At 67.4% G+C, this 21,149-nt stretch carries 20 protein-coding genes; 5 read left to right on the top strand and 15 right to left on the bottom strand.

From position 1 onward, the window contains the following. The first annotated feature begins 32 nt into the window (after positions 1 to 32). The 3 genes from MWN34_RS12225 to rimO all read left to right on the top strand — a co-directional run bounded on the left by MWN34_RS12225 (position 33) and on the right by rimO (position 2,628). Positions 33 to 599 (top strand): hypothetical protein, encoded by a 567-nt coding sequence (locus MWN34_RS12225; RefSeq protein ID WP_247029576.1) that lies wholly within the window; start codon positions 33 to 35, stop codon positions 597 to 599. A 166-nt stretch (positions 600 to 765) separates the two neighbouring features. Then, positions 766 to 1,095 carry a heme-degrading protein HmuQ gene (gene hmuQ / locus MWN34_RS12220; protein WP_247029575.1) on the top strand — a complete coding sequence of 110 codons (330 nt, stop codon included), beginning with the start codon at positions 766 to 768 and terminating at the stop codon, positions 1,093 to 1,095. A 168-nt stretch (positions 1,096 to 1,263) separates the two neighbouring features. Then, positions 1,264 to 2,628 carry a 30S ribosomal protein S12 methylthiotransferase RimO gene (rimO, locus tag MWN34_RS12215; protein ID WP_247029574.1) on the top strand — a complete coding sequence of 455 codons (1,365 nt, stop codon included), beginning with the start codon at positions 1,264 to 1,266 and terminating at the stop codon, positions 2,626 to 2,628. Positions 2,629 to 2,643: 15 nt separating this feature from the next. On the opposite strand, the gene MWN34_RS12210 is transcribed toward rimO, so the two are convergent. From MWN34_RS12210 to MWN34_RS12175, 8 genes are all read right to left on the bottom strand, one after another. Beyond that, positions 2,644 to 3,408, bottom strand: a complete 765-nt coding sequence (locus tag MWN34_RS12210) for a bestrophin-like domain (RefSeq protein WP_247029573.1) — start codon at positions 3,406 to 3,408, stop codon at positions 2,644 to 2,646. A 351-nt stretch (positions 3,409 to 3,759) separates the two neighbouring features. Further along, on the bottom strand, positions 3,760 to 4,845 hold the full coding sequence (locus tag MWN34_RS12205) for a BMP family ABC transporter substrate-binding protein (RefSeq protein ID WP_425532102.1): 1,086 nt from the start codon (positions 4,843 to 4,845) through the stop codon (positions 3,760 to 3,762). An 84-nt stretch (positions 4,846 to 4,929) separates the two neighbouring features. Beyond that, on the bottom strand, positions 4,930 to 5,853 hold the full coding sequence (locus MWN34_RS12200; protein WP_247029572.1) for an ABC transporter permease: 924 nt from the start codon (positions 5,851 to 5,853) through the stop codon (positions 4,930 to 4,932). Next, positions 5,846 to 6,946 (bottom strand): ABC transporter permease, encoded by a 1,101-nt coding sequence (locus MWN34_RS12195; RefSeq protein ID WP_247029571.1) that lies wholly within the window; start codon positions 6,944 to 6,946, stop codon positions 5,846 to 5,848. The genes MWN34_RS12200 and MWN34_RS12195 overlap by 8 nt, the downstream gene beginning before the upstream one ends. Continuing rightward, the gene (locus tag MWN34_RS12190) at positions 6,930 to 8,489 is read right to left on the bottom strand and encodes an ABC transporter ATP-binding protein (protein ID WP_247029570.1); all 1,560 of its coding nucleotides are present in this window, start codon (positions 8,487 to 8,489) and stop codon (positions 6,930 to 6,932) included. The genes MWN34_RS12195 and MWN34_RS12190 overlap by 17 nt, the downstream gene beginning before the upstream one ends. A gap of 192 nt (positions 8,490 to 8,681) precedes the next feature. Further along, positions 8,682 to 9,662 (bottom strand): quinone oxidoreductase family protein, encoded by a 981-nt coding sequence (locus MWN34_RS12185; protein ID WP_247029569.1) that lies wholly within the window; start codon positions 9,660 to 9,662, stop codon positions 8,682 to 8,684. A 3-nt stretch (positions 9,663 to 9,665) separates the two neighbouring features. Further along, a complete protein-coding gene (locus MWN34_RS12180) occupies positions 9,666 to 10,415 on the bottom strand; it encodes a TerC family protein (protein ID WP_247029568.1) in 750 nt (249 codons plus the stop codon). 97 nt (positions 10,416 to 10,512) lie between these two features. Further along, positions 10,513 to 11,238, bottom strand: a complete 726-nt coding sequence (locus tag MWN34_RS12175; RefSeq protein WP_247029567.1) for a CDP-alcohol phosphatidyltransferase family protein — start codon at positions 11,236 to 11,238, stop codon at positions 10,513 to 10,515. Positions 11,239 to 11,406: 168 nt separating this feature from the next. Between MWN34_RS12175 and MWN34_RS12170 the strand changes: the two genes are divergently transcribed. Beyond that, on the top strand, positions 11,407 to 12,642 hold the full coding sequence (locus MWN34_RS12170) for a UbiH/UbiF family hydroxylase (protein WP_247029566.1): 1,236 nt from the start codon (positions 11,407 to 11,409) through the stop codon (positions 12,640 to 12,642). Between the two features lie 4 nt (positions 12,643 to 12,646). Here MWN34_RS12170 and MWN34_RS12165 read toward each other — a convergent pair whose 3' ends face one another. Beyond that, on the bottom strand, positions 12,647 to 13,624 hold the full coding sequence (locus MWN34_RS12165; protein WP_247029565.1) for an AEC family transporter: 978 nt from the start codon (positions 13,622 to 13,624) through the stop codon (positions 12,647 to 12,649). A gap of 215 nt (positions 13,625 to 13,839) precedes the next feature. Between MWN34_RS12165 and hspQ the strand changes: the two genes are divergently transcribed. Further along, a complete protein-coding gene (gene hspQ, locus MWN34_RS12160; protein ID WP_247029564.1) occupies positions 13,840 to 14,169 on the top strand; it encodes a heat shock protein HspQ in 330 nt (109 codons plus the stop codon). Positions 14,170 to 14,715: 546 nt separating this feature from the next. On the opposite strand, the gene lpdA is transcribed toward hspQ, so the two are convergent. The 6 genes from lpdA to MWN34_RS12130 form a co-directional block, all read right to left on the bottom strand. After that, positions 14,716 to 16,137 (bottom strand): dihydrolipoyl dehydrogenase, encoded by a 1,422-nt coding sequence (lpdA, locus tag MWN34_RS12155; protein ID WP_247029563.1) that lies wholly within the window; start codon positions 16,135 to 16,137, stop codon positions 14,716 to 14,718. Positions 16,138 to 16,217: 80 nt separating this feature from the next. Continuing rightward, complete coding sequence (locus MWN34_RS12150) at positions 16,218 to 17,600, bottom strand: pyruvate dehydrogenase complex dihydrolipoamide acetyltransferase (protein WP_247029562.1); 1,383 nt, start codon at positions 17,598 to 17,600, stop codon at positions 16,218 to 16,220. A 22-nt stretch (positions 17,601 to 17,622) separates the two neighbouring features. Then, a complete protein-coding gene (locus MWN34_RS12145; RefSeq protein ID WP_247029561.1) occupies positions 17,623 to 19,029 on the bottom strand; it encodes a pyruvate dehydrogenase complex E1 component subunit beta in 1,407 nt (468 codons plus the stop codon). A 38-nt stretch (positions 19,030 to 19,067) separates the two neighbouring features. Then, complete coding sequence (locus tag MWN34_RS12140) at positions 19,068 to 19,376, bottom strand: hypothetical protein (protein WP_247029560.1); 309 nt, start codon at positions 19,374 to 19,376, stop codon at positions 19,068 to 19,070. Between the two features lie 21 nt (positions 19,377 to 19,397). Next, positions 19,398 to 20,468, bottom strand: coding sequence for a pyruvate dehydrogenase (acetyl-transferring) E1 component subunit alpha (pdhA, locus tag MWN34_RS12135; protein WP_247029559.1), 1,071 nt, complete (start codon positions 20,466 to 20,468; stop codon positions 19,398 to 19,400). A gap of 222 nt (positions 20,469 to 20,690) precedes the next feature. Further along, positions 20,691 to 21,026, bottom strand: a complete 336-nt coding sequence (locus MWN34_RS12130; RefSeq protein WP_247029558.1) for an FtsB family cell division protein — start codon at positions 21,024 to 21,026, stop codon at positions 20,691 to 20,693. Positions 21,027 to 21,149: the final 123 nt, after the last annotated feature.

Raw genomic sequence — 21,149 nt, 5'->3', positions numbered from 1 at the left:
GGACGACGTCATGATCGTCCGTGGAGGAAACCATGAACGCCAAAATCAGGCTGGCCGCGCTCACCCTCGCGGCCTGCACGGCCTTTGTCATGCCTGCGCTTGCGCAGGAAGAGGCGCACGTCAAACCCGTCACCGAGTATGTGAAGGCGAAAGTCGTTCCGTGGCTGAGCGATCCGGTCGTCATTAAGGCCGTGCTCGCGTCCAACAAGCTGCACGCCAAGCTGATGCAGAGCGACATCGACCAGCTCGACGCCGACTGGAAAGCCAAGGACGCCAAGCTCATCGACAGCACCACCAAGAACGAGCTCGCCGCCTTCCTCACCAAGAAGAAGGAAGCTGCCGGCGGTGTCATGACCGAGGCTTTCGTGATGGATGACCGGGGCCTCAATGTCGGGCAGACCGACATGACCTCGGACATGTGGCAGGCCGACGAGGCCAAGTGGCAGAAGTCCTATGGCGTCGGCCCGCACACCATCTTCGTCGACAAGGTGGAAGACGACGACGGCAAGAAGATCGCGCAGGCCAGCATCACCATCACCGATCATGGCAAGGCGATCGGTGCCATCACGGTCGGCATCGATGTCGGCAAGCTGAAGTGAGCAAGCTGACGTGAGGCTGGCGGCAGGGGGCGCCGTCTCGCACCCTGCCGCTGTCCTTTCGCCCTGTCGCCTCCTGTCCCCATCCGCTTTCCGCCCGAAACATCGACCGGGCGACGGTTTTCCGCTACGTAGCTTGGCCGGAACCCGCGATGAGGAGGAAATGCGCATGTTTCTCGCGATGAACCGTTTCAAGGTCCGTACCGGCTCGGAAGAGGATTTCGAGCGCGTCTGGCGGGAGCGCGACAGCCACCTCAACACGGTGCCCGGCTTCGTCGCCTTCAACCTGATGCGCGGCCCGGCGAAGGAGGACCACACCCTCTACGCCTCGCACACCATCTGGCGCAGCAAGGACGATTTCGAGAACTGGACCCGCTCGGACGCCTTCCGCAACGCCCATCGCAGCGCCGGCGGCAACAAGCCGCTCTATCTCGGTCATCCCGAAGTCGAGCTGTTCGAATCCGTGCTCGAGCTGCAGAGCACCGGGCAAGCGGCCTGAGTTACCCGCGCAGAATCCCCGGATCGGCCTCGTGGCCGTTCCGGGACGCAGGCGGAAAAAGCGGCACCCATCGTTCTGCATGGCAGGGCGGCGGCGGGGCGGAGTTGACGGCGCGCCCGGCGTCCATTAACGCCTCGCGATCCTGTACAATGCCGGGTCCGTTTCCTCATGGCCGATCATCTGGCTGCCGCCGAGCTCTCGGGCTCCGCGCCGCGCATTTCCTTCGTCTCGCTGGGCTGCCCCAAGGCGCTCGTCGATTCGGAGCGCATCGTCACGCGGCTGCGCGCGGAAGGCTACGAGCTGTCCCGCCAGCATGAGGGCGCCGATCTCGTCATCGTCAACACCTGCGGCTTTCTCGACAGCGCCAAGGCGGAAAGCCTCGCCGCCATCGGCGACGCGCTGAAGGAGAACGGCAAGGTCATCGTCACCGGCTGCATGGGCGCCGAGCCCGAGCAGATCCGCGACGTGCATCCCGGCGTGCTCGCGGTCACCGGCCCGCAGCAATATGAGAGCGTGCTGGAAGCCGTGCACAGCGCGGTGCCGCCGAAGCACGACCCCTTCCTCGACCTGGTGCCGCCGCAGGGCGTGAAGCTGACCCCGCGCCACTACGCCTATCTCAAGATCTCTGAAGGCTGCTCCAACCGCTGCACCTTCTGCATCATCCCGAAGCTGCGCGGCGATCTGGTGAGCCGCCCCGCTTCCGATGTGCTGCGTGAGGCCGAGCGGCTGGTCGCTGCCGGGGTGAAGGAACTGCTGGTCATCTCGCAGGACACCTCGGCCTATGGCGTCGACCTGAAATATGCGTCGAGCCCGTGGAAGAGCCGCGACGGCGAGACCCGCGAGGTGCGCGCACGCTTCCTCGACCTCGCCCGCGAGCTGGGCAGCCTCGGCGCGTGGGTGCGCATGCACTATGTCTACCCCTACCCCCATGTCGACGAGGTGATCGCGCTGATGGCGGACGGGGTGATCCTTCCCTATCTCGACATCCCGTTCCAGCACGCCTCGCCCACCGTGCTGAAGCGCATGAAGCGCCCCGCCGCGCAGGAGAAGACGCTGGCCCGCGTCAAGGCGTGGCGCGAAGCCTGTCCGGACCTCACCTTGCGCTCCACCTTCATCGTCGGCTTCCCCGGCGAGACCGAGGCCGAGTTCCAGGAGCTGATCGACTTCCTCGACGAAGCCGAGCTCGATCGCGTCGGCTGCTTCAAATATGAGCCGGTCGCCGGCGCCCCGGCCAATGATCTTGGCCTCGCCGTGCCGGACGAGGTGAAGCAGGAGCGCTGGGATCGCTTCATGGCCACCCAGCAGAAGGTCTCGGCCCGGCGGCTGCGCCGCAAGGTCGGCACCCGCCAGCAGGTGATCATCGATTCCGTCGGCCCCACCGTCGCTATCGGCCGCTCCAAGGCGGATGCGCCCGAGATCGACGGCGTGGTGCATGTCGCCTCGCGCCGCCCGCTGCGGGTCGGCGAGATCGCGACCGTCAAGATCGAGCGTGCCGACGCCTACGACCTGCACGGCACCGCGGTCGGTTTCTGAACGACGGGGCGCCGCTCATTCCAGCACGCGGCGCAACTCCTCCGAGGGAATGATGCTCTCGTCCACCGTCGGCCATGCGAGGGCGACCGTGTAGCCGAACGTCACTGCGAAGGCGAGGGAGAAGGTCGCCATCGCCAGCAGCAGCGGCCCCCTCTTGCCCACATGAAGCGACGCCAGCGCGACCTGTGCCAGAAAGCCGAGCACCAGCACCACGATCCAGCGGTGCGGCGCAAGATCGGCATGCAGGATGAAATAGCGATCGGTGCGCAGCCTGCGCAGCTCGGTCTGTCCTGTCAGCAACCCGCTGCGCAGATAGGTGGGCACCTTGTCGTCCGCCCCGACCGCGGCAATCGCGCTTACCAGTCCGCTGAAAACCTTTGAGACCTCCGGCTGCGGCGAAACCCAGCCCTCGTCCCATTCATAGACCGACAGAGCCCGCGCATAGGCGCCGAGCGCCTCGTCCACCCGGTCGCACGGTTCGGCGCAAACCCGCGTCATGTCGAGCATGGCGTCGAGCTTCTGCACCTCCTGAAGCACGGTCTGGGCGTAGCGGGTCTCGCGGCTCCAGATGTCGTTGACCATGAAAGCGAGGAACAGCGCGAAGGGCAGCGTGATCGCGCCCAGAAACGCGGCCTGCAGGTCCTGCCGCGGAAAAATCCGCACCACGTGAAACCGCAGCGCGATCCAGCCGATGAGAGCGCCCGAGAACAGCGGCACCATGCCCGCCAGAACCACGAAAAACGGGAACAGCTCGCCAACGAACAGCCGGGTCCAGCTCATCTCATCTCCCTGCCACAGGCCGGACGAGGATACCGGCACGGGTGGGATAGCTGCACGGACGCAACCGCTTTGGCAAGGTGCCGACCTCGCCGCACCCCAAGCCTCGCCGGGGCCGTCGGCGGTAAGGCGGCCGCGAGGCAGAGACGGAAGCGCCAGAAAGACGGAAGCAACCTGCGGGTGGGGCCGTCTCACACGGTTCCGGGGCAGACCGTTTCGGGGCCCGTGACGAAGACAGGCGCATGCGGGAGGCTGAGCGCAGGCCCGGCGAAGGGGATTCGCCAGGCCTGCGGGGTTAATGGCCGGCAATGGGGCCGCGCGGCTTCAGGCCGGGCGTCCCACTGGCCGGGCATCTCACTGGCCGGGCACCTTGTCGTCGATGCCCTTCACATACCAGTTGAGGGAGAGGATATCCTTGTCGGACATCACCTCGCCCTCCTTCACCATAAGCGTGCCGTCCTGCTTGTAGATCGGGCCCTTGAAGGGATGCAGCGCGCCGGACTTGATGGCGGCTTCGGTGGTTTCGGCCATCGTCTTCACGTCGTCGGGCATGTTGGTGTAGGGCGCCATGTGCACGACGCCTTCCTTCAGCCCGTCCCAGGTGTCGGTGGAGGTCCACTTGCCGTCGAGCGTAAGCTTCACCCGGTCGATGTAATAAGGCGCCCAGTCGTCGACGATGGCGGTGAGCTGGGCGTGCGGACCGAAATTGATCATGTCGGACGACTGGCCGAACGCCTTCACGCCGCGCTGCTCGGCGGCCTGCATGGCGGCCGGACTGTCGGTGTGCTGGGCGATGATGTCGGCGCCCTGGTCGATCAGCGCCTTGGCGGCGTCGGCTTCCTTGGCCGGGTCGAACCAGGAGTTCACCCAGACGATCTTCACCTTCATGTTCGGATTGACCGACTGCGCGCCGAGCATGAAGGAGTTGATGCCGGCGATGACCTCCGGGATCGGGAAGGAGGCGATGTAGCCCACCGTGCCGGACTTCGACATCTTGGCGGCGATCTGGCCGATGATGTAGCGACCCTCATGGAACTTGGCGTTGTAGGTCGCCACGTTCTTTGCGCGCTTGTAGCCGGTGGCGTGCTCGAAGAGCACGCTGGGGTTGCGCTTGGCGACCTTCAGCGTCGGCTCCATGAAGCCGAAGGAGGTGGTGAAGATCAGCTTGTTACCCGCGCGGGCGAGCTGCTCGATCACGCGCTCGGCGTCCGGGCCTTCCTGCACGTTCTCGACGAAGGTGGTTTCCACCTTGTCGCCGAACGCCTTCTCCACCGCCTTGCGGCCCTGATCGTGCTGGTAGCTGTAGCCGAAATCGCCCACCGGGCCGACATAGACCCAGGCGGCCTTCAGCTTCTCGGCGGCCTGCGCTCCGCCCATCAGGCCGAGCCCGGCGGCGAGGCCGACCGACAGCCCGACCGCCATCGAGAGGATCTTGCGCATCAATGTCTCCGATTGTTCCCATTGCCGGCCGGAAGGTCTGGTGCCGGAGCGTGGCCGCAGGAGGCTCCGGCGTATGAGGCTCGATCAGCGGTCCGGCACGAAGGGCACGCCGAGCGAAGCCGGCGCGCCGTGCCCTTTCTTGAGCGCCGAGATGACCACGAGGGCACTGATCGTCGCAAGATAGGGCAGCGCCGAGAGGAGCTGCGACGGGATGCCGAGGCCGAAGCCCTGCACGTGAAGCTGCAGGATCGACACCGCGCCGAACAGATAGGCCCCGGCCAGCAGCCAAAGCGGGCGCCAGGCCGAGAACACCACCAGCGCCAGCGCGATCCAGCCGCGCCCGGCGGTCATGTCGCTGGCCCAGAACGGCGTGTAGGCGAGCGAGAGCTGGGCCCCGGCGAGCCCCGCGCAGGCGCCGCCGAACATCACCGCCAGCGTGCGGATCCTGCGCACCGGATGGCCGAGCGCATGGGCGGCGCTGTGGCTCTCGCCCACCGCGCGCACCACAAGTCCAAGCCGGGTACGGCCGAGGCCAATCCACACGAGGATCAGCAGCAGAATGGAGAGATAGGCGAAGGCGTCCTGTCCGAACAGCACCTCGCCGATCACCGGCAGGTCGGTAAGGCCGGGAATGTTGAGCTGCGGCACGGCGGTGAGCTTGGTGCCGACGAAGGGCGCGCCGATCAGCCCGGCAAGGCCGAGCCCGAGAATGGTGGTGGCGAGGCCGGAGGCCACCTGGTTCGCCGCCAGCCACACCGCGAGCCCGGCGAAGACCAACGACAGCGCCGTGCCCGCGAGGATGCCCGCCAGCGCGCCGAGCACGAGGCTGCCCGAGCCGTAGGCGGTGGCATAGCCCACTGCCGCGCCGATGATCATCATGCCCTCGACGCCGAGATTGAGGGTGCCGGCGCGTTCCGCCACCAGTTCGCCCAGGGCCGCGATCAGCAGCGGCGTCGCCGCCGCCACGACGCTGGCGAGCACCGCGGACAGGATAGTGAGATCATGCATGGGCGGTCACCTTCGCGGCGTCGCGGGCGGGCGCCTCCACCCGGCGCACGCGGTAGCGCACCAGAACGTCGGCGGCGAGGATGGCGATGAGCATGGTGCCCTGGAACACGCGGGTCACGTCGAACGGCATCTTGAGGCTGATCTGGGCCGCCTCGCCGCCGATATAGGTGAGCGCCAGCACGAGGCTCGACAGCACCACGCCGAACGGGTTCAGCCGCCCCAGCACCGCGGCGATGATGGCGGTGAAGCCATAGCCCGGCGAGATGGAGGGTTGCAGGTTCCCGATCGGCCCCGCCACCTCGATGATGCCGGCCAGCCCCGCCAGTGCGCCCGAGACCGCGAACACGCCATAGGTCACCCGCCGCTCGTCGAAACCGGCAAAGGCGGCCGCGCGCGGCGCCGAGCCGCCGAGCTCGATGGAAAAGCCCACCAGCGTCCGCCCCAGCACGAAGGCCGCCACGATCACCACGACGATAGCGATGAGGATGCCGGCATGCATGCGCCCGTCCTCCATCAGCAGCGGCACGGTGGCGGCAGGGTCGAAGCTGACGCTCTTGGGGAAGTTGAAGCCGGCGGGATCGCGCCACGGGCCGCGCACCAGATAGTCCAGCCCGAGCTGGGCGACATAGACCAGCATCAGCGAGGTGAGGATCTCGCTGGCGCCGAAGCGTACCCGCAGGAAGGCCGGCACCAGCCCCCACAGCGCCCCGCCGATCGCTCCCATCGCCAGCATGGCGGGCAGGATCCACCAGCCGCCCTCCCCGCCATTGGTGGCGATGGCAACGATGGAGCCCAGCACGGCCCCGGCGACATACTGCCCCTCCGCGCCGATGTTCCAGCGATTGGCGCGGTAGCAGAAGACGAGGCCGAGCCCGATCAGCAGCAGCGGGCAGGCCTTCACCACAAGTTCCTGCAGCGTGTAGGGATCTGTGAGCGGGTCGATGAAATAGATGCGGAAAGCCGCCAGCGGGTCGAGCCCGAGCACGAGGAACATCGCGGTCCCGATCAGCAGCGTGGCGAGGACCGCAATAACCGGAGCGGCGACGAGCCCGAGGCCGGAGACGGTCTCGCGCCGCTCAAGCTTGAACCGCATGGGCACCCTCCCCCTGATGCACGCTCTCCTGCGCCGCCCCGCCCATGGCAAGGCCGATCGCCTCGCGCGAGGTCTCGGCCACCGGCACCGGCGCGGTGAGCCTGCCTTCCGACATCACCGCGATGCGGTCGGCGAATTCCAGCAATTCGTCGAGATCCTGGCTGATCACGAGCACCGCGCAGCCCTCGGCCGCCTTCTGCCGCAGCGTGGTGCGGATGAAGGTCGCCGCCGCCGCATCGACGCCCCAGGTCGGCTGGTCCACCACGAGCAGGACCGGCTCGCGCAACACCTCGCGGCCGATGACGAATTTCTGGAGGTTGCCGCCGGACAGCCGCCGTGCCTTGGGGTCCCTGCCGCCGAAGCGCACGTCGAACCGCTTCACGATCTCGGCGAAGCGGGCCTGCAGCGCCGCCCGGCGGATGACGCCGCCCTTCACGATGCCGCCATCGCCATGGGTGGTGAGCAGCACATTGTCGGAGAGCCGCATATCGGGCGCGGCGGCGTGTCCCAACCGCTCCTCCGGCACGAAGCCGGCCTTGAGCGCCCGCCTCTCGGTGGGCCCCAGGCCGCCCGCAGCCACCTTGTCGATGACGATGGATTCGGGATCGGAGGTCCGCTCGCCGGACAGCGCATCGAACAGCGTGGTTTGGCCATTGCCGGCGACGCCGGCGATGCCGAGAATCTCGCCGGCGCGGATTTCGAGGTCGATGTCGTGCAGCGCCGAGCCGCGGCTGCCATCGCCAGCGACCGTGAGGGCCTTCACCAGCAGGCGCGGCTCGCCAAGCTCATGGGCGACGAGCGGCGCGGTGCGTGGAACGTCGGCGCCCACCATCAGCCGGGCGAGGCTGGCGGAAGTTTCGCGGCGCGGGTCGACCTCGGCGATGAAGCGCCCGCCGCGCAGCACGGTGGCGCGCTGGCAGAGCCGGCGCACCTCGTCCAGCTTGTGCGAGATGAACAGCACCGCCCGTCCCTCCGCGGTGAGCAAGTCAACCGTACGGAACAGGCCTTCGGATTCGTCGGGCGTCAGCACCGAGGTCGGCTCGTCGAGGATGAGCACCTGCGGATCGCCGAGGAGGCAGCGCACGATCTCCACCCGCTGGCGCTCGCCGACCGAAAGCTCGCCGACCCGGCGCCACGGCTCGACGCTGAGCCCGTAGCGCCCGACGCAGGCCTCGATGCGCTTCGCCAGCACGCCGAGCGGCTCCGGCTTCGGCAGGCCGAGCGCGACGTTCTCCACCACGGTCAGCGCGTCGAACAGCGCGAAATGCTGGAACACGACACCGATGCCCCGTGCCCGCGAGGTGGCGGGGTCGGAGAACACGACCGGCTCGCCGCGATAGCGCAGCTCGCCGCTGTCCGGCTGGATAAGGCCACACAGCATCTTCACCAGCGTGGACTTGCCGGCGCCGTTCTCGCCCAGCAGCGCGTGGGCCTCCCCGGCCCGGATGGCGAGGCTCACCGTGTCGTTGGCGACCAGCGCGCCGAACCGCTTGGTCAGCCCCGCCGCTTCCAGCAGCGCCGGCCCGGTGTCGCTAGCGGTCATCAGCTTTCGATCCCCCGATCGATGTCACGCGAAGGGCGGCAGGGCCGCACACTGGAGCGACTTTACTCCAAGATTCGCGGGATCATGTGCCCAATTGAGCAGCGCCGCGAGGCCATGGCGGTAGCACATCGCGGCGACACGTCGCCACAACGCCCGCGGGCGGCGACAGCACCCGCGGGGAAGGCCCCGCGCTCAGGGGATGAGAACGGTGGAGCCCGTGGTCCTGCGCGCTTCGAGATCGCGATGGGCGTCGGCGGCGCGCGCCAGCGGATAGGTCTGGTTGACCGGGACCTTCACCACGCCCTTCGCCACCGCGTCGAACAGGTCCGCCGCATTTTCGAGCAGCGCGGGCCGGGTCGCGACGTGGGTGAACAGCGTCGGCCGCGTGGCGTAGAGCGAGCCCTTCTGCGACAGCGCCAGAAGGCTGAAATTCTCCACCGGGCCGGACGCATTGCCGAAGCTGGCGAACAGGCCGCGCGGGCGCAGGCAGTCCAGCGAGCCGGGATAGGTGTCCTTGCCGACGCCGTCATACACCACGTCGCACAGCTTGCCCCCCGTGATCTCCTTCACCTTCGCGACGAAGTCCTCCTGGCGGTAGAGGATGGTGTGATGGGCGCCATTGGCGCGGGCGAGTTCGGCCTTCTCCTGCGAACCCACCGTGCCGATGACGGTGGCGCCGATATGCGCCGCCCACTGACACAAAAGCAGCCCGACGCCGCCGGCCGCCGCCTGCACGAGAATGGTGTTGCCGGGCTCCACCTTGAAGGTCTGGCGCAGCAGATAGCGCGCGGTCATGCCCTTCAGCATCATCGCCGCGGCGGTCTCGTCGGAAATCGTGTCCGGCAGCTTCACCAGCGGGCCGGCCGGCATGATGCGCGCGGCGCTGTACGAACCGAGCGGCGACGAGCCATAGGCGACGCGATCGCCCACGGCGAGGTCGGTGACGCCCTCCCCCAGTTCCTCGATCACGCCGGCCGCCTCGTTGCCGGGGGTAAAGGGCAGTCCGTTCGGCGCGGGGTAGAGGCCGGAGCGGAAATAGGTGTCGATGAAATTGAGGCCGATGGCGGTGTGGCGCACCCGTACCTCGCCCGGACCCGGCTTGCCGAGCTCGACCTCCTCGAGCTTCAGGACGTCCGGACCACCTGTCTCATGAACGCGGATGGCAGCGACCATGCTTCACTCCTTGACCCTGCTGGCGCGCCGGCGCCGGGCCCGGCGCAGCGCGGTGACGTTGAAGATCTCGACCACGGCCGAAAAGGCCATGGCGGAATAGATATAGGCACGCGGCACATGCACGCCGAAGCCGTCCGCGATCAGCGACATGCCGATCAGCAGCAGGAAGGAGAGCGCCAGCATCTTGGTGGTCGGATAGGCGGCGATGAAGCGCGCGACAGCGCCGGACGCCAGATACATGATGCCGACCGCGACCACGACCGCCGCGATCATCACCGGCAGGTCCTGCGCCATGCCGATGGCGGTGATGATGGAATCGACCGAGAAAACGAGGTCGATTCCCACCACCTGCGCGACGATCCACCAGAAGGACGTGCCGGCCGACGCCGTTTCCTCCTCCTCCTCTCCCTCCTCGCCGATGGCGATGGCGGTATGGATCTCGCCCGTCGACTTCGCGATGAGGAACAGGCCACCGGCAATGAGGACGAGGTCGCGCCAGGAGAAATCGCGGCCGGCAAGGCTGAATACCGGCTCGGTGAGCCCGATGACCCAGCTCAGCAAAGTGAGCAGGCCGATGCGGAACACCAGCGCCAGCGCGAGGCCGACGCGCCGGGCCTGTTCGCCCCGTTGGGGATCGAGACGCGAGACCAGCAGCGAGATGAAGACGATGTTGTCGATGCCGAGCACGATCTCCATCGCGGTCAGCGTCAGCAACGCCGCCCAGGCTTCGGTGGAGGTCAGGAGATCGAGCATGGCGGGCAGATGTGCTCCGTGATGCTGAAGGTGCCGGGCCGGTCCATCGCAGCACGGCGAAACCGCGCCGCGCGATCACCGTCAGAGCGTAGCGCCGTCAGAGCGTCTTGCGGCGGGAAGGAACCAGGCCGAACAGCAGGAAATAGAGCGCGATGGCGCACAGGCCGATGCTGGCCCAGCGGGGGGCCTCGAAATCCGTCAGCACCGCGATCAGCGCGAGCACGCCCCACACGCTCATCAGCAAAAGCGTCAGCCAGCGCAGGCGCACCACCCGGAAGGGGTGCACGAACTTGATCGGCAGGAAGGTCGCGGCCGACAGTGCCAGGATGATGGCGAAGATCGCCCAGCCCGGCAGCGGCACGAGGAAGAAATAGAACACGACGAGGTTCCAGACCGACGGAAAGCCCTGGAAATACTTGTCGTCGGTCTTCATCCTCGTGTCGGCGAAATAGAGCGCGCTTGTGAGCAGGATCGCCGCGCTGCCGATGATCGCCATCCAGAACGGCATCAGCCCGGCGCTGACCACGGCAAAGGCCGGCACGAGCACATAGGTGAGATAGTCGACCACGAGGTCGAGAATCTCGCCCGACCAGCGCGGCAGCACCTCCACCACCTTCACCCGCCGGGCGATGGAGCCGTCGATCCCGTCCACGAACAGGGCGGCGCCGAGCCAGGCGAACATGGTCGCCCAGTCGCCACGCACGGCGGACATCAGGGCCAGCAGCCCGAAGACCGCGCCCGTCGCGGTGAAGACGTGCACGGCAAAGGCCAGCGTCTGCCGGACCGGCGGAGCGGCTTCGCTGAGCTTGGAGGACACCGGCACTGTTTCTCTCCCCACGGGCGCACGCTGCTCGTCAAACGCGCGACACGCACGATCGGCTCCGCCTTGACCTGGTCATTTGCCTCGCGCGCGCAGACTGCTTATCCCACACTCGGGAGCCGCCGCACAATCCCGGCGCGCAAGAAGGACAGGAAGGGTGGTGCCGTGCCAATGGAAGCCGTTTCGCAAGCCGCCTCCCCCGTCCCTTCTCACGTCCGGCCCCGTGCGATCGTCGCCGGCGCCGGTCCCGCCGGAGCCGTCGCCGCGCTGGGTCTTGCGGCGGCAGGGGCGCAGGTGGCGCTGCTCGCCCCGGATCGCCCCGCGGATACACGCACCACGGCGCTGATGGATGGCTCGGTGCGCGTGCTGGAAGCGCTCGGCGTGTGGGAGCGACTGCGGCCGCGCGCGGCGCCGCTGCGCGTCATGCGCATCATCGACGGCACGCGCCGGCTGGTGCGGGCCCCCGAGGTCGCCTTCCGCGCCTCCGAAGCCAGTCTGGAGGCCTTCGCCTGGAATGTGGAGAACGCCGACCTCAACGCCGCGCTCGACGCTACCGTCGCGGCGACGCCCGGCATAAGCCGTATCACCGGCACGCTGGCGGATTTCGAGGTCGCGCCAGAGGGTCTGCATGTCGAAACCGAGGACGGCGCGCGCCTCGAGGCCGCCCTGCTGGTGGCGGCCGACGGGCGGCAGTCGCGCGCCCGGCAGATCGCCGGCATCGAGATGCGCAGCCGCGCCTATCCGCAGGTCGCCGTCACCGCGACACTCGCCCATGAGCGTCCGCACGGCAACATCTCGACCGAGTTCCACACCGAAACCGGCCCCTTCACCCTGGTACCGCTACCGGGCGAGCGATCCTCGGTGGTGTGCGTGGTTTCCCCGGAGGAGGCCGAGCGCCTTCAGGGGCTGGATGACGGCGCCTTCGGCCGCGAGATGGAACGGCGCTCCGCCTCGATCCTCGGGCGCATGCGGCTCGAATCGCCGCGCGGCGCCTTTCCGCTGAGCGCGCGCACCGCCCGCAGGCTGTCGGCGCCGCGGCTGGTGCTGGCGGGCGAGGCCGCCCATGTCATTCCGCCCATCGGTGCGCAGGGGCTCAATCTCGGCATCCGCGATGCCGCCACTCTGGCCGACCTCGTGGCCGACGCCGTGCGCGCGGGCGCCGACATCGGCGGGGCGCAGGTGAGCGAGGGCTATGAGCGGCGCCGGCGCGGCGATATCGACGGGCGAACGCTGGCGGTCGATCTCGTCAACCGTTCGCTGCTGAGCGATCTCGTACCGGTGCAGGGGCTGCGCGGCCTCGGCCTGTGGCTGCTCGGCAAGGTGCCGGGCCTGCGCCTCGCCGCGATGCGGCAGGGCGTCGGCCCGACGCGCGACATTCCCCGCCTCGCCGCCGGCAAGCCGCTGTGAAGCCTCAGGGCGCGAGCAGCGGGGCCGGCAGCATGCCGTGCTGGACGGCATAGAGCAGCGCCGTCACCGTCGCGACCGAGACGACCGTGCCGATGAGCACGCCTCCCGAGGCCGCCTCGACATAGGTGTCGTACTGCTTCGCCATGATGAAGGCGTTGAGCGCCGGCGGCAGGCCGGCCATCAGCACCGCTGTGGCGAGCCACACCGGCGGGAAGCCGCCATGGCCGGCGCCGACCACGCTCAGCACCACGAAGACCAGCACCGGGTGCAGCAGCAGCTTGATGGCGATGAGCAGCGGCACCTCGCCATGCAGCCGGTCCATCGGCCGCAGCGCCACCGAGACGCCGAGCGTGAACAGCGCACAGGGCGCGGCGGCGTTGCGCAGGAAATCCAGCATGCGCTCGATGGCGAGCGGCGGCTGAAACTCGAAATAGGCCGATGCCACGCCGAGAAAGGTCGCGACGTTGAAGGGATGCGTCAGCACGCGGCGCAGCACCAGCAGGACGGTGGCGGCGAGCCCGTGCCGGTCGCGGCCGCTCACCGCCATCAGCAGCGGCACGATGGTGAAGAAGAACAGGCTGTCGAACACGAAGATCAGCGCGGTCGGCACCGAGGCTGCCGCCCCCAGCGCGCCGAGGGTGAGGCCGGGGCCCATATAGCCGACATTGGAGTAAGAGCCGAGAATCGCCGCGATCGATGCCTCCGCGACATCCCCGCGCCGCAGCCAGAGCCCGATGGCGAAGGACAGCGCGAAGCAGGTGGCGGTGGAGAGCGTGGTCGCCAGGATGAAACGGCCATTGGTCAACTCGTGGAACGGGGTCTTCGCCACCAGCGAGAAGAACAGCGCCGGCAAGGCGATGTAGATGATGAAGAAGCTCAGCCAGGCGAGTCCGCTTTCGGGGATGCGCGAGAAGCGCCCGCAGCCGAAGCCGAGAAAGATCACGCCGAAGAACGGCAATGCGAGCGCGAGAACGTCGGCCATGGGAATCGTGAGGCGTGAATCGGGGGCGTGCGGGTTCGGGAGTGCTACGCGCTGTGTCGCATGGAGCGGGCCCGCTGTCGCCCTCCGCTGCTGCATGGCCGGGCATGGCGGTTGCATATTTCCAGCGGCGACGGGAGCGGATGACGATCGAGGCATGGGCCGTTTGACAAGCGGCCCTCATTCTCTTAACCGGTCGCGCCGTCCGGGAGGCGGAGATGAAAGAACGCAACGCCAAATATCGGATCGGACAGGTGGTTCGTCACCGCCACTACCCCTTCCGCGGAGTGGTGTTCGACGTCGATCCTGAATTCTCCAACACCGACGAGTGGTGGGAATCGATCCCCGAGGGTATCCGTCCGCCCAAGGACCAGCCCTATTATCATCTGCTCGCCGAGAACGCGGAGACGGAATACGTCGCCTATGTCTCGGAGCAGAATCTCGAGCTCGACACCTCCGGCGAACCGCTGCGCCATCCGCAGGTCACGGAGATGCTCGCCGCCGACGGCGATGGCGGCTGGCGGGTGCGAACCGACCGGTTGCAGTGAAAGCCGGGAAGCAGGCGGCCGTCAGCAGGGACACGAGCCATTGGCGGCCACTTGCGCGGCCGTGAGAGCGGGCTACTGGCCGGCATGAGGGTGCGAGGCGCCCGTAGCGCGTTACAAGCCGCTGCGCGCCGTCATGGCCGGGCTCCGGCCCGGCCATCCACGCCTTCATAAGTGCGAGGTGCAAAGCGCCCGCGTGCAAAGGACCTGTGTGCAGAATCATGGATGCCCGGCCTTCGCCGGGCATGACGGTGTGCGGCGGGTCCGGCAGCGTTGGGGGATTGCGTCACAGCGTGACGATGGACACGGAGGCTGCGCCCGTCCCCGACCTGCTCCTGAAAGTCATCATCCCGCACGGCCGCAGGCCGATCCGGGAGCGCACAGACCTCCGGCATGCGGAAGCTTCGGGCGTGCGAAGGACGATGTGCCTGCGGCACAGGAAGGCGCACCCGGACAATCGCCGACGATCCCGGCTCTCCGCTACACTGCGGCCGGGATGACCGCGTGCAGGGTTGCAGGGCACGAGCCTTAGCCGCCCCTGCCCGTCCCTCACATATGGATGGCGCGCCCGTATGCGGCCAGCACGCTCTCATGCATCGTTTCCGACACCGTAGGGTGCGGGAAGATGGTGTTGATGAGCTCTTCCTCGGTCGTCTCGAGATTCATCGCGATGACGAAGCCCTGGATCAGCTCGGTGACCTCCGCGCCGATCAGGTGGGCGCCGAGAAGCTGGCCGGTCTTCGCGTCGAAGACGGTCTTCACCAGACCATCCGGTTCGCCGAGCGCGACCGCCTTGCCGTTGCCGATGAAGGGGAAGCGGCCGACCTTGATCTCGTAGCCGGCTTCCTTCGCCTTTTTCTCGGTGAGCCCCACCGAGGCGACCTGCGGCATGCAGTACGTGCAGCCGGGAATCTCCAGCTTGTTCATCGGGTGCGCGTGCTTGCCGGCGATCGCCTCGACGCAGATCACGCCCTCATGCTCGGCCTTGTGCGCCAGCATGGGCGGGCCGGCGACGTCGCCGATGGCGTAGATGCCCGGCACATTGGTGCGGCACAGCCCGTCGATCGCCACGCAGCCGCGATCGGTCTTCACCCCGATTTTTTCGAGGCCGAGATTCTCGATATTGCCGACCACGCCCACGGCGGCGATCAGCCGGTCGGCGGTGATGGTCTGGCTGTTGCCGTCCGCGGTCTCGACGGTGGCGGTGACGTTGTCCGTCCCCTTGGCGACCTTCGACACCTTGGCGCCGGTGAGGATCCTGATGCCCTGCTTCTCGAACCGCTTGCGGGCGAGATCGGCGATCTCCTCGTCCTCGACGGGCAGGATCTGCGGCAGCAGCTCGACGATGGTGACGTCGGAGCCCATCGCCTTGTAGAAGGAGGCGAATTCGACGCCGATCGCGCCCGAGCCCATGATGAGCAGCGATTTCGGCACGCTCGCCGGGGCCAGCGCCTCGAAATAGGTCCAGATGAGCTTCTTGTCCGGCTCGATGCCGGGCAGCACGCGCGGGCGGGCGCCGGTGGCGATGATGATGTTCTTCGCGGCATAGTCGCCCGGCGGCAGCGTGCCCTTCGGACCCGGCTCGACCGGAGCGGCCACCGAAACCTTGCCGGGCGCGGTGATGGTCGCCGGGCCCCAGATCACGTCGACCTTGTTCTTCTTCAGCAGGAAGCCGACGCCCCCGCTCATCTGCGCCGCGATGCCGCGCGAACGCTTTACCACGCCGGCGATGTCCACGCCCACCTTCTCGGCGACGAGGCCGTAATCCTTGGCGTGCTCGATATAGTGGAAAATCTCCGCCGAGCGCAGCAGCGCCTTGGCCGGGATGCAGCCCCAGTTCGGGCAGATGCCGCCCATATACTGGCGCTCCACCACGCCGACCTTCAGCCCGAGCTGGGCGGCGCGGATGGCGGCGACATAGCCGCCCGGCCCGGATCCGATGATGAGAATGTCATAGGTGGTCTGGGACATGGCGCGGGTTCCGTCCTTGCGGAGCGAGGGGCCGGGCACGGGGCCCGGCCGGTCGATACGGGTTTGGTGGAGCTGGCGCGTCAGACCAGCATCGACATCGGCTTCTCGATGATCGCCTTGAAGGCGCTGAGCAGCTGTGCGCCCATCGCTCCGTCCATCACCCGGTGGTCGCAGGAGATGGTGACCGTCATCTGGGTGGCGACCGCGAGCTGGCCGCCCTTCACCACGGCCCGCTGCTCCGAGGTGCCGACCGCGAGGATGGTGGCGTGGGGCGGGTTGATGATGGCGGTGAAATGCTTCATCCCGAACATGCCGAGATTGGAGATCGCCGAGGAGCCGCCCTGATACTCGTTCGGCGCCAGCTTCTTGTTGCGGGCGCGCGTGGCGAGGTCGCGGGTCTCGTTGGAGATCGCGGAGAGCGTCTTGGTCTCGGCCTTGCGGATGATCGGGGTGAGCAGGCCCTTGCCGCCGTCGATCGCGACCGCGACGCCGATGTCGGAATGCTTCAGCTTGAGGTAGCGATCGCCGCCCCACACCATGTTGGCTTCCGGCACCTGCTGGAAGGCGAGCGCATAGGCCTTGATGACGAAGTCGTTGACCGAGAGCTTGTAGGCCGGCTTGCCGTTCACTTCGGGCGCGGACTTGTTCAGCTCCTCGCGCAGCTTCATCAGCGCGTCGACGTCGCAATCCACGGTCAAATAGAAGGTCGGCACGGTCTGCCGGGCTTCGGTCATGCGCTGGGCGATGACGCGACGCATGGCGTCGAGCGGGACCTCCTCATAGGTGCCCGGCTCGTAATAGGCCTTGGCCTGCTCCAGCACCGCGGCGGCGCTCGGGGTCGCGGCCGCAGGTGCAGCGGTTGCAGGTGCAGCCGTTGCAGTCTTGGCTGCAGCCGGCGCGGGGGCGCTCGCGGCCGGCGCGGCGCCCGGCTTGGCCGAGGCGACGTCGGCGGCGACGACGCGGCCCTTCGGGCCGGAGCCCTTCACGGCGGCGACGTCGATGCCCTTTTCCTTCGCAAGGCGCCGGGCGAGCGGCGAGGCGAAAACGCGATTGCCGCCCGCAGTCGCAGCAGCGGCAGGAGCCGCCGGCGCGGCGGGAGCAGGAGCGGGAGCTTCAGCCTTCGGCACTTCTGGCTTCGGCGCTTCTGCTTTGGGCGCCTCCTTCGGCGCTTCGGCCTTCGGCGCGGAGCCGGCGCCGGAGGCCGCCGCGCTCACATCCTCGCCATCGGCCGCCAGCACGGCGATGAGCTGGTTCACCGGCACATCCTGCGTGCCTTCCGGCACGAGGATCTTCGCCAGCGTCCCCTCGTCGATCGCCTCGACCTCCATGGTCGCCTTGTCGGTCTCGATCTCGGCGATCACGTCGCCGGGCGCGACCTTGTCGCCTTCCTTCTTCAGCCATTTCGCCAGATTGCCCTTCTCCATGGTGGGAGACAGGGCCGGCATGAGGATCTCGATGGGCATGGGCGATCTCCGTCCTCAGCGTTCAGCGATAGGTGACGGCGCGCACCGCCTCGACCACGTCCTGGACGGTGGGCAGAGCGAGCTTTTCGAGATTGGCGGCATAGGGCATCGGCACGTCCTTGCCCGTAACGCGCAACACCGGCGCGTCCAGATAATCGAACGTCTTCTCCATGAGCTGGGCGACGATCTCGGAGCCGACGCCCGACTGCGGCCAGCCCTCTTCCACCGTGACGCAACGCCCGGTCTTCTGCACCGAGGCGATGACGGTGGCGATGTCGAGCGGGCGGATGGTGCGCAGGTCGATCACCTCGGCCTCAATGCCGAGCTTCGACAGCTCTTCCGCCGCCTTGAGGGCGTAGCTCATGCCGATAGACCACGCCACCAGCGTGACGTCGGAGCCCGGCCGCGCCACCTTGGCCTTGCCGAGCGGCACGACGAAGTCATCGAGCTTCGGCACCGGCGAGGAGTGGCCGTAGAGAATTTCGTTCTCGAGGAAGATCACCGGGTTGGGATCGCGGATCGCCGCCTTGAGCAGGCCCTTGGCATCCGCCGCCGTGTAGGGCGCGACCACCTTCAGACCCGGAATGTGGCTATACCAGGCGGAATAGTCCTGGCTGTGCTGGGCAGCGACGCGGGCGGCGGCACCGTTGGGGCCGCGGAACACGATCGAGCACTGGATCTGTCCGCCGGACATATAGAGCGTCTTGGCCGCCGAATTGATGATCTGGTCGATCGCCTGCATGGCGAAGTTGAAGGTCATGAACTCGACGATCGGCTTCAGTCCCGCCATCGCGGCGCCCACGCCGACACCGGCGAAGCCATGCTCGGTGATGGGAGTGTCGATCACCCGGCGAGCACCGAACTCCTGCAGCAGGCCCTGCGTGATCTTGTAGGCGCCCTGATACTCGGCCACCTCCTCGCCCATGATGAAGACGTCGCCGTCGCGGCGCATCTCTTCGGCCATGGCGTCGCGCAGCGCCTCGCGTATGGTCTGGCTGACCATCTCCGTGCCGGCCGGCACATCCGGCTCGGGCAGCGCGGCAGGCTGCGGCGGATTGGCAAGTGCCGATTCCACCTTGGCCGGTGCGGCGGGCGCCGCGTCCGCGACCGGGGACGGCTGCTGCGCCACTGCCGGAGCTGCCGATTCGGCGGCCTTCGGTGCGGCGTCGAGCGCGGCGGCATCCTCGCCATCGGCGAGGATCACGGCGATCGGGGTATTGACCGCAACGTCCTGCGTGCCTTCGGGTATCAGGATCTTGCCGAGGGTGCCCTCATCGACCGCCTCGACCTCCATGGTCGCCTTGTCGGTCTCGATCTCGGCGATGACGTCGCCCGATTTGACGGCATCACCCTCCTTCTTGATCCACTTGGCAAGATTGCCCTTCTCCATGGTAGGCGACAGGGCGGGCATGAGAATTTCGACCGGCATGGCGGCGTTCCCCAAAAGGCGTGCGGCGAGATCGCGCGTCACTGATTCGTTTGTGCCGGCGGCACGAACGTCAGATTGCTGTAGACGGCTGCCGAAGATGCGGTGACGAGAAAGGCGGCGAAAAGACCGATGAGCAGCTTCTGGAATTTCAGCCGCTCCGCCTCGCCGCCGGCGAGGCCGGACAGTGCGAAAGGCCAGAACGGCACCAGAAGCCAGCGACCGGGATTGCGTTCCGCCGCCGGGGCGGCACGCAGGAAATCAAAAGCCATGCGGGCCGAGAAGACCCACAACACCGCCATGGCGGAAACCCCCGCCACCAGCAGCGCCCAGAACAGTTCGACCAGCATGGCTGCCCCCGGCCGACGCGATCAGCGCAGGATGTCGGTGTAGAGCTCGGAGGCGTCGGGCTCCGGGTCGGAGCTGGCGAAATCAGCCGCCGCGTTCATTGTGTCGCGGATCTCGGCGTCGATCGCCTTGAGATCCTCCTCGCTGGCCCACTTCTTTTCGAGAAGCCGGGCGCGCACCTGCTCGATCGGGTCGTGCTCGGTGCGCATCTTCTGCACCTCCTCCTTCGACCGGTACTTGGCCGGGTCGGACATGGAGTGGCCGCGATAGCGGTAGGTGAGCATTTCGAGAATGTAGGGGCCCTTGCCGGAGCGGGCGAACTCCACCGCGCGCTGGCCGGCGGCATAGACCGCCCGCACATCCATGCCGTCGACCTGCTCGCCGGGGATGTTGAAGGAGGTGCCGCGCCGGGAGAAATCGGTCTGGGCGGAGGCGCGGTTCACCGCGGTGCCCATGGCATATTTGTTGTTCTCGATGATGTACACGACCGGCAGCTTCCACAGCTCGGCCATGTTGAAGCTCTCATAGACCTGGCCCTGGTTCGCGGCGCCGTCGCCGAAATAGGTCAGGCAGACATTGCCGTTCTGGCGGTAGTGGTCCGCAAAGGCGAGGCCGGTGCCGAGGGATACCTGGGCACCCACGATGCCGTGGCCGCCGAAGAACCCCTTCTCGACGCTGAACATGTGCATCGAGCCGCCCTTGCCCTTGGAATAGCCCCCGCGCCGGCCGGTGAGTTCGGCCATCACGCCCTTTGGGTCCATGCCGCAGGCCAGCATATGGCCGTGGTCGCGATAGCCGGTGATCACCTGATCGCCGGACTTCAGGGCCTTCTGCATGCCCACCACGACCGCTTCCTGGCCGATATACAGGTGGCAGAAACCGCCGATCAGGCCCATGCCGTACATCTGGCCGGCCTTTTCCTCGAAGCGGCGGATGGCGAGCATCTCGCGATAGGCCTCGAGCTCCTCGGCCTTGGAGAATTCGGCGATCGACTTGACCGCGGATTTCTCGGAGCGGCGCGCGGGCGCCTTCTGGGCGGCAGGTTTCCCTGCGGCGGCGGTGCCGGCGGCAGACTTCTTCGCGGCGAGAGCCATCAAGCATCCCCAATCATTGGCCGATGTCGCAGGGTTTTAGCGCAATCGGAGACGGGACGCTACACGAACAACGCAATGCTGCGCCGCACAACATGCTGCGGGCGCAGGGGTTTTCATATATCAACTCGATTTGAGTTAAATCGAATGATTACCTCAAATCAAGTTAACCTTTTGGAAGCACGCCATTTCCTTCGCTTTCCCGGTACAAACGCCGCACAAAACCTATTGCAGCCGGCTCTTCGTGGCGTTCTGGCGCAGCAATACGAGATCCTTGGGATTGACGAGATTGAGCAGCGAACGCGCTTCCTCGTCCAGCATGTCGGGATCGATGCGGCTGGTGGCGAGCAGGTCCACCTTGAAGGCCAGCGCCTCGCGCTGCGTCTTCAGGCCGTCCAGCTCCGTGCTGAGCGACTGGTACTGCTGTTCGAGGTCGCGCTTGGCGGCAAGGCCGTATTGTCCGCCATAGCCTTGCAGGGCGAAGTACCCGATGAGGGAGGCCGCTCCGACATGGAGCGTGAGGGTCTGGAGGATGGCGCGCCAGCGCGTACGGATGATCATGCACGCGAGGTTAGCGCGCGAGGGTTGAGGCCCGGTTAACCGCGTTTGGAAAGACGGCGTTCAGCACGACGAAAACGGCCGCTCATGAAAAAGGCCGGGACGAGCCCGGCCTTTTGCGGATGC

Source organism: Ancylobacter crimeensis, from assembly GCF_023016805.1.
GTDB classification, from domain to species: domain Bacteria; phylum Pseudomonadota; class Alphaproteobacteria; order Rhizobiales; family Xanthobacteraceae; genus Ancylobacter; species Ancylobacter crimeensis.
Note: the sequence above shows the minus strand (reverse complement) of the source record. Positions and strands in the feature narration are given on the sequence as shown.